This is a genomic window from Sphingomonas chungangi, from assembly GCF_013778325.1.
GTDB lineage: Bacteria > Pseudomonadota > Alphaproteobacteria > Sphingomonadales > Sphingomonadaceae > Solisphingomonas > Solisphingomonas chungangi.
Map to the genome: position 1 here is coordinate 1 of NZ_JACEIB010000003.1, position 13,477 is coordinate 13,477.

The 13,477-nt window shown below is 66.6% G+C and carries 13 protein-coding genes; 5 read left to right on the forward strand and 8 right to left on the reverse strand.

Annotated elements, in window-relative coordinates:
* Nucleotides 1-103: 103 nt before the first annotated feature.
* On the forward strand, nt 104-1,060 hold the full coding sequence (locus tag HZF05_RS04275) for an aldo/keto reductase (protein WP_160363165.1): 957 nt from the start codon (nt 104-106) through the stop codon (nt 1,058-1,060).
* A 3-nt stretch (nt 1,061-1,063) separates the two neighbouring features.
* On the opposite strand, the gene HZF05_RS04280 is transcribed toward HZF05_RS04275, so the two are convergent.
* The 3 genes from HZF05_RS04280 to HZF05_RS04290 form a co-directional block, all read right to left on the reverse strand.
* Nucleotides 1,064-1,717, reverse strand: a complete 654-nt coding sequence (locus HZF05_RS04280; protein ID WP_160363166.1) for a DUF4893 domain-containing protein — start codon at nt 1,715-1,717, stop codon at nt 1,064-1,066.
* Nucleotides 1,718-1,788: 71 nt separating this feature from the next.
* Nucleotides 1,789-2,571 (reverse strand): 3-hydroxybutyrate dehydrogenase, encoded by a 783-nt coding sequence (locus HZF05_RS04285; protein ID WP_160363167.1) that lies wholly within the window; start codon nt 2,569-2,571, stop codon nt 1,789-1,791.
* A gap of 27 nt (nt 2,572-2,598) precedes the next feature.
* Nucleotides 2,599-3,741: a patatin-like phospholipase family protein gene (locus HZF05_RS04290; RefSeq protein ID WP_160363168.1), complete on the reverse strand. Its 1,143-nt coding sequence runs from the start codon at nt 3,739-3,741 to the stop codon at nt 2,599-2,601.
* A 115-nt stretch (nt 3,742-3,856) separates the two neighbouring features.
* On the opposite strand from HZF05_RS04290, the gene ypfJ reads away from it, so the two are divergent.
* Entirely contained in the window at nt 3,857-4,771 is a 915-nt protein-coding gene (gene ypfJ, locus HZF05_RS04295; RefSeq protein ID WP_160363169.1) for a KPN_02809 family neutral zinc metallopeptidase, read from the forward strand.
* Between the two features lie 143 nt (nt 4,772-4,914).
* On the opposite strand, the gene HZF05_RS04300 is transcribed toward ypfJ, so the two are convergent.
* Both HZF05_RS04300 and HZF05_RS04305 read right to left on the reverse strand, forming a co-directional pair.
* Entirely contained in the window at nt 4,915-5,352 is a 438-nt protein-coding gene (locus HZF05_RS04300) for a hypothetical protein (protein WP_160363170.1), read from the reverse strand.
* 188 nt (nt 5,353-5,540) lie between these two features.
* The gene (locus HZF05_RS04305; RefSeq protein WP_160363171.1) at nt 5,541-7,325 is read right to left on the reverse strand and encodes an ABC-F family ATP-binding cassette domain-containing protein; all 1,785 of its coding nucleotides are present in this window, start codon (nt 7,323-7,325) and stop codon (nt 5,541-5,543) included.
* A 135-nt stretch (nt 7,326-7,460) separates the two neighbouring features.
* Here HZF05_RS04305 and HZF05_RS04310 point away from each other — a divergent pair, with 135 nt between their 5' ends.
* The 3 genes from HZF05_RS04310 to HZF05_RS04320 all read left to right on the forward strand — a co-directional run bounded on the left by HZF05_RS04310 (nt 7,461) and on the right by HZF05_RS04320 (nt 10,123).
* Nucleotides 7,461-7,757: a hypothetical protein gene (locus HZF05_RS04310; protein WP_181638794.1), complete on the forward strand. Its 297-nt coding sequence runs from the start codon at nt 7,461-7,463 to the stop codon at nt 7,755-7,757.
* Nucleotides 7,758-7,989: 232 nt separating this feature from the next.
* Entirely contained in the window at nt 7,990-8,664 is a 675-nt protein-coding gene (locus HZF05_RS04315) for a response regulator transcription factor (protein ID WP_110155760.1), read from the forward strand.
* 151 nt (nt 8,665-8,815) lie between these two features.
* A complete protein-coding gene (locus HZF05_RS04320) occupies nt 8,816-10,123 on the forward strand; it encodes an ATP-binding protein (RefSeq protein WP_160363705.1) in 1,308 nt (435 codons plus the stop codon).
* Nucleotides 10,124-10,158: 35 nt separating this feature from the next.
* Here the strand turns inward: HZF05_RS04320 and HZF05_RS04325 are convergent, their stop codons facing one another.
* Genes HZF05_RS04325 through gnd form a run of 3 tightly spaced genes read right to left on the reverse strand, consistent with a single transcriptional unit; the run spans nt 10,159 to nt 13,447 of the window.
* Nucleotides 10,159-10,986 (reverse strand): HAD family hydrolase, encoded by an 828-nt coding sequence (locus tag HZF05_RS04325; protein WP_160363173.1) that lies wholly within the window; start codon nt 10,984-10,986, stop codon nt 10,159-10,161.
* Complete coding sequence (gene zwf / locus HZF05_RS04330) at nt 10,983-12,470, reverse strand: glucose-6-phosphate dehydrogenase (protein ID WP_160363174.1); 1,488 nt, start codon at nt 12,468-12,470, stop codon at nt 10,983-10,985. The genes HZF05_RS04325 and zwf overlap by 4 nt, the downstream gene beginning before the upstream one ends.
* Nucleotides 12,470-13,447 carry a phosphogluconate dehydrogenase (NAD(+)-dependent, decarboxylating) gene (gene gnd / locus HZF05_RS04335; RefSeq protein ID WP_160363175.1) on the reverse strand — a complete coding sequence of 326 codons (978 nt, stop codon included), beginning with the start codon at nt 13,445-13,447 and terminating at the stop codon, nt 12,470-12,472. Before gnd ends, zwf begins: the two co-directional genes overlap by 1 nt.
* Nucleotides 13,448-13,477: the final 30 nt, after the last annotated feature.

Here is a 13,477-nt window from a genome sequence, read left to right on the forward strand (position 1 = left end):
CGCGGCGACAGCCAGCAGGTCAAACGCGCGGTCGAGGCGCTCAAGCGCGACGGACATATCACCCTGGACAAACCGTTCTAGGACATCAGCGAGGAGAGACATCATGGCGGAGCTGCGCAGGATCGGACGATCGGATCTGGAGACGCCGCCGCTGATCCTCGGCGGCAACGTGTTCGGCTGGACGATCGACGAGGCGACCAGCTTCGCCGTGCTCGACGCTTTCGTCGCGGGTGGCGGGCGAATGATCGACACCGCCGACGTCTATATGGCTTTCGCGCCCGGCAATGTCGGCGGTGAATCTGAAACCATCATCGGCAAGTGGCTGAAACGGCGTGGTCGGCGTGACGACGTGCTGATCACGACCAAGGTCGGCATGCTGGAGATAGACGGGGTGAAGGGGCTGGCGCCGGCGCATATCCACAAGGCGATCGACGCGTCGCTCGCGCGGCTCGGCACCGATTATGTCGACCTGTATCTCGCGCATCAGGACGATGCCCGGGCGGATCAGGGCGAAGTGGCGGAGACATTCGGCGCGCTGGTGAAGGCCGGCAAGGTGCGGACGGTCGGCGCCTCCAATTTCGATGCGGCTCGCCTCGCCTCGGCGATCGACGCGCAGGAGCGCAAGGACCTGGCGCGCTATCAGGCGCTCCAGAACCAGTACAACCTGCTGGAGCGCGCCGATTATGAGGGCGCGGTGCAGGAATATTGCGTCGAGCACGGCATCGGCATGACGCCCTATTATGGCCTGGCGTCGGGTTATCTGACAGGCAAGTACCGGACGCAGGACGATCTGAAGGGTACGCGCAGCCGCAACGCCCGCAAATATATGGAGAGCAACGGCCCTGCGGTGCTGGCCGGACTCGATGCGGTGGTCGAGGAGACGGGGGCCACCCACGCGCAGATCGCGCTCGCCTGGATCGCCGCCCAGCCGGGCATCGCGGCGCCGATCGCCAGCGCGACCAGCGTCAAACAGCTCGAGGATCTGCTGGGTGCGATGGAACTGACGCTGAGTGAGACGCAGCTGAGGGTGCTGAACGAGAAGAGCCGGGCCGCGGCATAGCCGTCAGTTCTCCGGCACCAGCTCCATCACGTCGATCTTCGATTCCCAGGCGGGATCGGGGATCAGCATCCGCCACTGCTTGTCGCCGATGCGCTGCACCGCGCCCACCATGTCGCGATCGGCGTCGCGGCCGTAGGCGATCGGCTTCTGCTCGTCGCCGAGGATCATCGTGCCGAGGAAGACGGTGCGCGAAGGCCCGTCTGGATAGAGGCGGCCCGACGGCTTCTGCAGCCCATCGAGTTCCACCAGCCGCGTGAGCTTGTCTGATGGACGCACCTGGCAGTGGTGCGCGGGATAGGCGATGTAGCTGGTGCGTGCCGTATCCTTCGCGCCAACCTTGATCGTCCGGCAGCGATAATGGCCGACCGGGAGCGTCGCGCCGTCCGTCCCCGCGTCGGGATCGAGCAGCCTGCCCTCGGCGTCGATCTCGGCACCATGGCCGCCCTGCCGCGCCTGATCGAGCCCGGCTACGAAGGCCTTGCGCCAGTCCCTCAGGCGGACGTGATCGGGATCGGTGATAACGTCGTGCCAGTCCGGCAGGCCATCCGCGCCTGCCGAACCCGGCGCGACCGGCGGGCAGGGCGCCTGGTTGTGCGCGCACGCCGCGAGGCCCGCGCACAGGAAGAGAGCGAGCAGGCGGGCTGGCGAAAGCGTCATGCGCGAAGTCTTAGCGGGTGGGCGGTAAGCGTAAAGCCCTCTCCCGCGAAGAGCGGAAGAGGGCTTCAAGATCACTCCGCCGTCCAGCCGCCGTCGATCGAGTAGTTGGAGCCGGTGATCTGCGCCGCCTCGTCGCGGCACAGGAACACCGCCAGCGCCGCCACCTGCTCGGCGGTGACGAACTGCTTGGTCGGCTGGCCGTCCAGCAGCACGTCGTTGATCACCTGATCGCGCGTCAAGTTGCGCGCCTTCATCGTGTCCGGGATCTGGTTCTCGACCAGCGGCGTCCAGACATAGCCCGGCGAGATGCAGTTCACCGTCGTGCCGAAGGTGGCGAGCTCCAGCGCCGCCGTCTTGGTGAGGCCGGCGATGCCGTGCTTGGCGGTGACGTAGGCCGACTTGAACGGCGAGGCGACCAGCGAGTGCGCCGAGGCCGTGGAGATGAAGCGGCCCCACTTCTTTTCCTTGAAGTATGGGATAGACGCCCGCAGCAGCAGGAAGGCCGAGGTCAGGTTGATCGCGATGATCTGGTTCCACTTGTCGATCGGGAAGCTCTCGATCGGCTCGACATGCTGGATGCCGGCATTGGCGATGACGATGTCCGGCCCGCCCAGCTCGTCGTGGCAGCGCTTGACCATCGCCGCGACCTCGTCGGGCTTGGTCATGTCGGCGCCGTCGTAAAGCGCCTTGCTGGAGGTCGCCTCGAGGCCGGCGCGCTCTTTCTCGATCGCGTCGGCGTCGCCGAAGCCGTTGATCATCACCTGCGCGCCCTCGGCCGCCAGCGCCTTAGCGTAAGCGAGCCCGATGCCCGAGGTGGAGCCGGTGACGAGCGCGGTCTTGCCTTTGAGGAACATGGGGGGAGACTCCTTGGCTGAGGGGGATCAGGGGCGGTTGAGATCGAAGGCCATCGTCTTGCGGCCGGAAATATCCTTGGCGAGCACCGCCGAATTCCTGATCGTCCGCGCCACCGCATCACGTCCGGCCTGCCAATGCTCCAGCCGGGTGCGCTCGGAAAACTCGTAGTCGCGCGATCCGCCCTCCCAGGCATTGGCACGGTAGATCATCTGGACGAGCGCGACGGCATGGTCGTGAGCGATCGCGGTGAGCTCCTTCACGTCGGGATCGTCGTGCAGCTCGGGCGGCAGCTTGGCGAGCACGCGCTGCGCCACTTCGCGCTTCTTGCGGCCCTGCATCAACTGATCCGAGATGGTGCGGGTGCGGCTGGAATACTGGATCTCCTTGGCGCGCGCGTTCACGTCCATCATCGTCCTGGGCATCGCGCCCTTGGACGAGAAGAGATCCACCTGGAAGATCAGCATGTCATCGGTCTGGTTGTCGAGGACGTGGCTCAAGGGCGTGTTGGAGACCACGCCGCCGTCCCAATACCATTTGCCCTCGATCTCGACCGGCGGCAGGCCGGGCGGCAGCGCGCCCGAGGCCATGATGTGGCGATGGTCGATGCGATCGTGCTTCGTATCGAAGAAGCGGAAATTGCCGCTCTCGATCTCCACCGCGCCCACCGACAGCCGCACCGGGCCGTCGTTGAGCAGATCCCAGTCGACCAGCCCGTTCAGCGTCTCGATCAGCGGCGTGGTGTCGTAGAAGCTGAGCGCCTCGATCGTGCCGGGGATCGCCATGATCGGCGGCCAGGGGCGCGGCGAGAAGAAGCCCGGCACGCCGGCGGTGGCGACCATGCCGGCGGACCATTCGTTGAGCAGCTCGCGCATCTGGTCGGTGACGAGCGGGATCGGGAAGCTCGGCAGCGCCGAAGTCAGGATCGCCCACATTTCCTTCAGTCGGGCGACGCGCCGCTCGGGCGGATTGCCCGCGATGATCGCGGCGTTGACCGCGCCGATCGAGATGCCCGCCACCCAGTCGATGGGGATATGCGCCTCGTCGAGCGCCTCGAAGATGCCGCCCTGGAAGGAGCCGAGAGCGCCGCCCCCCTGCAGGACGAGCGCCACCTTGGGTGGCAGAGGCATCGGTGCGAGCGACCTGCGCCGCTGAGGATCGGCTTCGGACATGGCGGCAAGATGATCCTTTTGCTGCATTGCATCAAGCACAGGATCATGACGATTTTGCAACGGTTCGCGACGGCGCGCATTATGGTTGGCGGGTGATTCTCCCGAGGGGTGGACGATGCGGCTCGACGACTACCGGACCAGCGACAATGTCGGCGACGAGCGCGGCCAGGATTATGGTGGAGGCGGCGGCTTCGGCGGCGGTGGCGGATTGCTGCCGCTGCTGTTCGGGATCGTCGGCAGCCGCTTCGGCATCGGCGGCATCGTCGTCCTGGTGATCGGCGCGATGCTGTTCGGCGTGAACCCGCTCGGGCTGATGGGTGGCGGCCAGAATGCGTTGCCGGCCGGCGGCGGCCCGACGATCAGCCACGAGGGCGCGGCCAAGGCCTGCTCGGCCAACGCGCTGAGCAAATTCTCCTGCCAGGTGCTTGCCAGTACCGAGGATACGTGGGGGCCGATCTTCGCCCAGCAGGGCAAGGAATACACCCCGACCGCCTTGATCTTCTACAGCCGCAACGGCCAGTCCGGCTGCGGCGCCGCGCAATCGGCGATGGGGCCGTTCTACTGCCCCAACGACAAGCGCATCTATCTCGACACCGAATTCTACGACGAGCTGCAGAACCGCTTCAAGGTGAACGGCAATTTCGCCCAGGCCTATGTGATCGCGCACGAGGTGGGCCACCACGTGCAGGACGAGCTCGGCATCCTAGGCGAGGAGAATCAGAAGCAGCAGTCGGCCTCGACGAAGCAGTCCAACGCCATCCAGGTGCTGATCGAGCTGCAGGCGGATTGCTTCGCCGGCGTGTGGGCGGCGCACAACCGCGACCGGATCGAGCCGGGCGACGTCGAGAGCGGCCTCAACGCCGCGCACGCGATCGGCGACGACACGCTTCAGCAGGAGGCGCAGGGACGGGTGGTGCCGGACAGCTTCACCCACGGCACCTCGGCCGAGCGGATGAAGTGGCTCAAGCGCGGGATCGACAGCGGCGATCCCAACCAGTGCGACACCTTCTCGGCGGGCGCGGACGGATAGGGTATAAACCCGTCCCGTTCGTGCTGAGGAGCCGCTGAGCTTGTCGAAGCAGCGTCTCGAAGCACGGCAGCAGCGCATGCCCTTCGAGACGGGCATTCGACTACGCTCAGTCCCTCCTCAGGGCGAACGGATATTTCCAGATTTCACGCGGCGCTGCGGTAGCTTGTGGGCGGGGGCTGCTGTGCGCCGGCGCAGTAGCGCGCTTCCACTTCGGCAGCCGCCAGATGCTTGCGGATGCGCGCCATCATCGCCAGCGCGTCGAGCCGGTAGCCGGCCCAGCGTTCGATCACCGGATTGATCGTGCAATCGCGGGAGAAGGCGCGGAAATCCTGCGCGAGGGCGGCGCATTCGGCGGCCACGATCTTCAGCCGCGCGCTGCTCGCCGGATCGGGCGCGGCGCAGGGGCCGAACAGCTCGCGATCGGCGAACAGGTGATAGGCGGTGAGGATGCGCGCCATGCGGTTGCGCGCGAGATCGAGCATCAGGCTGTCTGCCGGCACGGCGTGGCCGAGCTTGGTCTCGGCCTCGTCCATGATCGAGAGCATCCGATCGCGATATTCGGTGAAGGCTTGCAGCGTCACACCCGACCCCCTTTGGTGATGGGACCGGGATGGGCGGACGCGGTTATCGAAATCTTACCGCGAGGCCCGGCGGCGGGGGTGCTTCCACCAATGTCGCAGGCGGGCTTGGACGTTGGTCGACCGAAAAATCGGATTTGATCCGATTCTCCCGTCGAAACCGTATGTTGCGAGGAAGAACGGGATTCGGCTCAGCCCATCGTTTCCGCCATCTCCGCCAGTTCCAGCCAGCGCATCTCGGCGGCGTCCTTCTTGTCCCGCGCCGTCTCGATCGCCTTCATCAGCGTGTCGAATCGCCTGGGATCCTTCGCGAACAAGTCCGGGTCGGCGAGCGCTGCCTCGTCGCGCAGGATCTGCGCCTCCAGCGTCTCGATCTCCTTCGGCAGAAGATCGAGATCGCGCTGGTCCTTGTAGGAGAGCTTGGGCTTCTTCGGCGGCGGCGGGACGGCGGGCACATCCGCCTTGGGAGCAGAGGCCTTCTTCGCCTCCACCTTCGGCGCGCGGCGCTTCGCCCAGTCGTCGTATCCGCCCGCGACGATGTCGACCTTGCCCGATCCGTCGAGGCCGAGCGTCACCGTCACGGTGCGATCGAGGAAGTCGCGATCGTGGCTGACCAGCAGGACGGTGCCTTCATAGTCGGCGATCACCTCCTGCAGGAGATCGAGCGTCTCCATGTCGAGATCGTTGGTCGGCTCGTCGAGCACCAGCAGGTTCGATGCGCGGGCGAACTCGCGCGCCAGCAGCAGGCGCGATCGCTCGCCGCCGGAGAGCGACGCTATCCGGGCTTCCGCGATCGAGGGATCGAACAGGAACTCCTTCAGATAGCCCTGCACATGCTTCTTGGTGCCGAGCACATCGATCCAGTCGCCGCCGTCGGCCAGCACGTCACGCACCCGCTTCTCAGGTGCCATCAATTTGCGCTGCTGGTCGATGATCACGCCGTTCAGCGTCTTCGCCTGGGTGATCGTGCCTTCGTCGGGCTGGATCTCGCCGGTCAGCAGCTTGAGCAGGGTGGTCTTGCCCGCGCCGTTGGCGCCGACGATGCCGATCCGGTCGCCGCGGGTGACGCGGAAGGTGAAATCCTTGATGATCGTCCGCTCGCCGTAGCGCTTGGTGACGCACTTCACGTCGATCACCGTCTTCGAGCGCGCATCGTCGGTCGCGGTGGCGAGCGCGGCGGTGCCTTGCGGCCCCATCATCGCGGCACGCGTGGCGCGCATCTCCTTGAGCTTGGCGAGGCGCCCCTGGTTGCGCCGCCGCCGCCCGGTGACGCCGCGCTGCAGCCAATGCTCCTCGATCTTGAGCTTGGCGTCGAGCTTCTGGGCGTTGCGCTCCTCCTCGGCATAGACCTGCTCGGTCCACGCCTCGAAGCCGCCATAGCCGATCTCGGCGCGGCGGATGCCGCCGCGATCGAGCCACAAAGTCTGCCGCGTCAGGCGGGTGAGGAAGGCGCGATCGTGGCTGATCGCGATGAAGGCGCCGGTGAAGCGGCTCAGCCACTCCTCCAGCCACTCGATCGCGGCGAGATCGAGATGGTTGGTCGGCTCGTCGAGCAGCAGCACGTCCGGGTCCTGCGCCAGCGCGCGGGCGATGGCGGCGCGGCGGCGCTCGCCGCCGGACGCCGTATCCGCCGGACGATCGAGATCGAGCCCGATCTGCTGTGCGATCGCCTCCACCTCGTGGGGCGCGGGCGCATCGGGGGCGGCCAGCGCGTAATCGCGCAGCGTCGCGCAGCCTTCCATGCGCGGCTCCTGCTCCAGCAGGATCACCCGCGTGCCGGGTTGGATCGTGCGGCGGCCCTCGTCCGAATCGATCGCGCCGGCGATCAGCTTGAGCAAGGTCGTCTTGCCAGCACCATTGCGGCCGATCAGCGCCAGCCGGTCGCGTTGGCCCACATGGATGTCGAGATGCCGGAACAGCCAGCCGGAGCCCTGAATGACGCCGAGATTCTCATAGGAAAGGACGGGAGCAGCCATGCTCGCGCAGCTAGGCGATATGCGGCCGGAATGTAACCCTGGGCGATGCAAATCCGCCACAGATCGCCGCGCCGCGCAACGAAGCCCTATTCACGGGTTGTTCAACGCCCCGAAGCTATGCCAGCCATCATGTCGATGAAGCGTTTCGTCCTGTGCCTGTCGCTGATCGGAGCCGTCTCCACGGCTGCCGATGCGTGGCCGCGCCGGTCGATGGAGCAGTTCCGGGCGCGCGAGATGCGCCGCGAGGGCGGCCCGCCGCTGCGCGACATCCAGCGCCAGTGGCAGGGGCGGATGCCGGGCTACGACTATCTGGGATCGGATTACGATCCGGACCAGGGCAGCTACCGGCTGAAATATATGCGCGATGGCTCGGTGTCCTGGGTGGACGTCGACGGCCGCACGGGCCGCGAGGTCCGGCGTTCGCCGCGCTAAACAGGCCATTCCGTTCATGCTGAGGAGCCGCTGAGCCTGTCGAAGCGGCGTCTCGAAGCACCTTGCACATGCCCTTCGAGACGGACCTTCGCCTCCGCTTCGCTCCGCTCAGTCCCTCCTCAGGGCGAACGGACTGGTGTAAGCTGAATATATCGCAACCGTTCCGTTGCTTGCCCGTTCAGCTTCCCCGCGCCACATAGGGGCGAAGGATCACAGAAAGGGCCGAACCGCCATGCGCATTCTCGTCGTCGAAGACGAACCCACGCTGGGCCGCCAGCTGCGCGCCACGCTGGAGGGCGCGGGCTATGCCGTCGATCTCGCCACCGATGGCGAGGACGGCCATTATCTCGGCTCCACCGAAACCTATGACGCGATCATCCTCGATCTGGGGCTTCCCGAGGTCGACGGGCTGACCGTCCTCGATCGCTGGCGCAAGGACGGCAAGGACATGCCCGTCCTCGTGCTCACCGCGCGAGACAGCTGGTCGGACAAGGTGGCGGGCCTCGATGCCGGCGCCGACGACTATCTCGCCAAGCCCTTCCAGACCGAGGAGCTGATCGCTCGCCTGCGCGCGCTGATCCGCCGGGCTTCGGGCAACGCCTCGTCCGAGCTGATCGCCGGCGACGTGCGGCTCGATACCCGCTCCGGCAAGGTCACCCGCGCCGGCGAGCCGGTGAAGCTGACCGCGCAGGAATATAAGCTGCTCAGCTACCTGATGCACCACAAGGGCAAGGTGGTGAGCCGCACCGAGCTGATCGAGCATATCTACGATCAGGATTTCGATCGCGACTCCAACACGATCGAGGTGTTCGTCACCCGCATCCGCAAGAAGCTCGGGCAGGACATCATCACCACCATCCGGGGCCTGGGCTACAGCCTTGAAGAGCCCGACGCAGCAACCGCCTGAGGAGCCACCTCCCACACCCGCGCCCGCCGAGGATCGGCGCGAGCGCTGGTGGCGGGCCGTGGTGAACGTCCTGCGGATCATGGCTTTCCTCCGACCGCACGGGCGCGAATGGGGGCGGGACGGGCGCACCTCCGGCTCGCTGACGCGGCGCATGATCGGCGTCGCGGCGCTGTGGATCCTGGTGCTGCTGTCCGGTGGCGCGTTCGCGCTCAATCGGCTGCTGGTGGACGCGCTCACCCGGAACTTCGATTCCAACCTCGATTACGTCCTCAAGGCAATGATCGTGCAGGCCGAGATTGGCCCGGATCAGGAAGTGCGCTTCAACCGCCCGCTCGCCGACCAGCGTTTCCTGGAGCCCTATTCCGGCCTCTACTGGCAGGTCTCCGGCAAGGGGCATGATCCCTTTCCGTCGCGATCGCTGTGGGACCAGACGCTCGACGTGAACCTCGACAAGTCGGTGCCGGTCGAGGCCTCCTATGACAACAAGCAGTTCAAGGACGAGCCGTTGCGCGTGCTGGAGCGCGACGTGAAGCTGCCGGGTTCGAAGACGACGTGGCGCTTCCAGGTGGCCGAAAGCCGCGACACGCTGGACGACCAGATCGGCGTGCTGCGCAAGACGATGGTGCGCAGCTTCGCGATCCTCGGGCTGGGCCTGATCCTGATGTCGGCGCTGCAGACCATCTACGGCCTGTGGCCGCTGCGGCGGGTTCGGCTCGCCATCGCCGGCGTGCGGTCGGGGCGGTTCAGCCGGGTGGACGTGAAGCTGCCGGTCGAAATCCGGCCGATGGTGGAAGAGCTGAACGATCTGCTCGCCCACAACGAGCGACAGGCGGAGGAGGCGCGCACCCATGCCGGCAACCTCGCCCATGCGCTCAAGACGCCGCTGACGGTGATCATGAACGAGGCGACTGCGCGCTCGCCCGATCTCAACGCCACGGTGATGCGCGAGGCGCGGACGATGCGGCGGCAGGTCGACCACCACCTCGCCCGCGCCCGCGCCGTCGGACGGCGCGGGTCGGCGCAGAGCCGGGCGGATGTCTGGGCCTCGCTGCAGGCGGTGGAGCGCGCCGTGGACCGGCTGTTCCCCGAGGCGGTGATCGACCTCGACGGCGAGAAGGGGCTGGCGGTCCGCGTCGAGCGGCAGGACCTCGACGAGCTGCTCGGCAACCTGATGGAGAATGCGGCGAAATATGGCGGCGGGCGTGTGTTCGCGACGGTCACAGCCAAGGCCCCGATGGTCGAGGTCATGATCGAGGATGACGGCCGCGGTATCCCCGAGGCCGAGCGCGAGAAGATCTTCGGGCGCGGCGCGCGGCTGGATACGGGCAAGCCGGGCACGGGGCTGGGCCTCGCCATCGTGCGCGACGTGGCGGAGATATACGGCGGCACGGTGGCGCTGGAGGAGAGCGAGGATCTCGGCGGGCTGCTGGTGAGGCTGAGCCTGCCGCTGGCGGGGTAACCCCAAAACACCTCCCCGGAACGGGGAGGTAGGGGCTACAGCCGGTGCCGCGCCACCTCCGGCAGCAGGATCCGCTCAATCGCCTTGGCCACGCCATCCTCGTCGTTCGATGCGCTGACCCAATCCGCTTCGGTGGTCACTGCCACCGGCGCCTGGCCCATCGCTATCGCGATGCCGGCGCGCTTGAGCATCGGGATGTCGTTGGGCATGTCGCCGATCGCCGCCGTTTCCTCCAGCGACACGCCGATCGCGGCGCACAGCGCGACGATGCCGTCGCCCTTGTTGGCGAGCGGGTGGGTGATGTCGCAATAATAGGTCTGCGAGCAGGAGATCTCAGCATCGCCGCCGATCGCGGCCTTGCTGTCCGCCTCCAGCTTGGCGATCAGGCCCTTGTCGTCGCTGACGCCGACGATCTTGTCGATCCGTCCGTGGAGCGACTCCCAGTCGCCGTCCAGCACCGGATCGACCATCGCCGACTTCACCTCGTGCGGCACGTGCGGGTTGGTCGCGTCGTCCGCGAACCATTTCCCGTCCGCGAACACCCACAGCGAGGCGCCGCTCGCACGGATGACCTCGTAGGCCTTGCGGCTGGCATCCGCCGAGAGATGGCGCGCGGTGAGGATGTCGCCCGAGGGCATCACCAGCGTCCCGCCGTTGAACGCCCCGAGCGGCGCCGTCAGCCCGAGCGCCTTGGCCAGCGGCAGGATACCCGATGGCGGCCGCGCGCTGATCAGCGTCATGTGGACCGTGGCATGTTCCAGCCGCTTCGCCGCATCGATCGTGGCCTCGGCGAGCGTCTTGTCGTGGCGGACCAGCGTGCCGTCGACGTCGGAAACCAACAGACGGATAAGGCGGTCACTCATGCGACCGGATGCCATGTGCGGCCGTCGCGCTCGAGCAGCGCGTCCGCGCCCGCCGGCCCCTCCGAACCGGCCTCGTAATCCTCCGGCTCGCCGCCTTTGTCCCATGCGTTGAGGATCGGCTGGACGATCTGCCAGCCACGCTCCACCTGATCGGCGCGCTGGAACAGCGACTGGTCGCCGATCAGCACGTCGTAGAGCAGGGTCTCGTAGCCTGTGCGGTGGCCGAGATCGAAATTGTCGGCATAGCGGAAGGCCATGCAGACCTCCTTGGTGTCGACCACGGGGCCGGGCACCTTGGCGTTGAAATGCAGATCCAGCCCCTCGTTGGGCTGGATCTGGATGACCAGCTTGTTGGGCGGGATCTTGGAGATGTCGGTGTTGCGGAACATGGCGAGCGCGATCGGCTTGAACTGGATCACGATCTCGGTGTCCCGAGCCGCCAACGCCTTGCCGGTGCGCAGGTAGAAGGGCACGCCCGCCCAGCGCCAGCTGTCGACCATCAGCTTCATCGCGACATAGGTCTCGGTGGTGCTGCCCTTCGCGACGTCGGCCGCCTTGAGATAGGGCACCACCTTCTTGCCGGCGATCGTGCCGCCGGCGTAGCGGCCGCGCACCGCATCGACCTTCGCTTCCTTCGGCGTGGGAACGCGGACCGCCTGCAGCAACTTCACCTTCTCGTTGCGCACGGCTTCCGCGTCGAAGCTGTTGGGCGGCTCCATGCCGACCATGGCGAGCAGCTGGAAGAGGTGGTTGGGCACCATGTCTCGCATCGCGCCGGTGGCATCGTAGAAGGCGCCGCGCGTGCCGACATCCACCGTCTCGGCGGCGGTGATCTCGACATGATCGATGTAGCGCGCGTTCCACACCGCCTCGAGGAAGGCGTTGCCGAAGCGCGCGACCATGATGTTCTGCACCGTTTCCTTGCCGAGGAAATGGTCGATGCGGAAGATCTGCGTCTCGTCCATCACCGACAGCAAGGTCTTGTTGAGCGCCTTGGCGGAGGCCAGATCATGGCCGAACGGCTTCTCGACGACGACGCGGCGGAAGCCCTCGGTTTCCTTGAGCAGCCCTGCTTTCGCGAGGCTCTGCGCTACGGGTCCGAAGAAGCTGGCGGCGGTGGCGAGGTAGAAGGCGACATTGCCGGAGAGCTGCTTCGCCAGCCCCTCGAAGGTGGCGGGATCGTCGAATTCGCCCTGATAATAACTGAGTTTCTTGCAGCGCGTCGCCCACGCCGTCTTGGTGGGCTTGTCGGCAAGATCGAGATGCTCTTCGAGCTCCTTCTCGAACTGCGCGTCCGGACCCCGGCTGACGACCACGATCGAGAGATCGGCGCCGATCAGCCCGTCGCGCGTCAGGTTGACCAGCGCCGGCGTCAGCAGGCGGCGCGACAGATCGCCGACGCCGCCGAAGATCACGAGGGTGGCCGCCGGCGCCGGCTCGCCGGCCTTGACCGTCTTGGGCGCCTTCTTCCGCGCTTTCAGCATTATTGCGGCATTTCGACGTGGCCGCCGAAACCATGCCGCATGGCCGAAAGCAGCTTGTCGCCGAACGTATTGTCGCTGCGCGAGCGGTAGCGGGCGAAGAGCGCGGCCGAAAGGACGTAGGCGGGCACAGCCTCTTCCATCGCCGCGTCGATCGTCCACTGGCCTTCGCCGCTGTCGGCGACCTTGCCGGTATATTCGGTGAGGTCGTGATTCTCGTAGAGCGCGTCCGCCGCCAGATCGAGCAGCCAGGAAGAGATCACCGATCCGCGCCGCCACACCTCGGCGATGTCGGGCATGTTGAGTTCGAAGCGCTGGTCCTCGGGCAGGTGATCGCCATTCTTGGTCTTCAGCACGTCGAAGCCCTCGGCATAGGCGGCCATGATGCCGTATTCGATGCCGTTGTGGACCATCTTGACGAAGTGGCCCGCGCCCGCCGGCCCGGCGTGGATATAGCCCTTTTCGGGGCGGGTCGGCTCGCCGTCGCGGCCGGTGGTGCGGGTGATCGTGCCGACTCCGGGCGCCAGTGCTTCGAAGATCGGATCCAGCCGATCGACCTGCTGCTTCGGCCCGCCGATCATCATGCAGAAGCCGCGCTCCAGACCCCACACGCCGCCCGAGGTGCCGACGTCGACATAGTGGATGCCTTTGGGTTCCAGCGTTTTGGCGCGGCGCATGTCGTCCTTATAGAAGGTGTTGCCGCCGTCGATGATCGTGTCGCCCTGCTCCAGCAGGCCGGAGAGCGTTTCGATCGTATCCTCGGTGATCTTGCCGGCGGGCAGCATCACCCAAACGGCGCGGGGCTTGTCGAGCTTGGACACCATGTCCTGCAGCGAGGAGCTGCCCTTGGCCCCGGCGCTGACGATATCGGCGACCGCCTTCTCAGCCTGATCGTAGACCACGGTTTTGTGGCCATGTTCCATCAGGCGCTTGGCGATGCCGCCGCCCATCCGGCCGAGGCCGACGATGCCGATCTGCATTTGGGGATTACTCCAGGTTAAGCTTGGCCA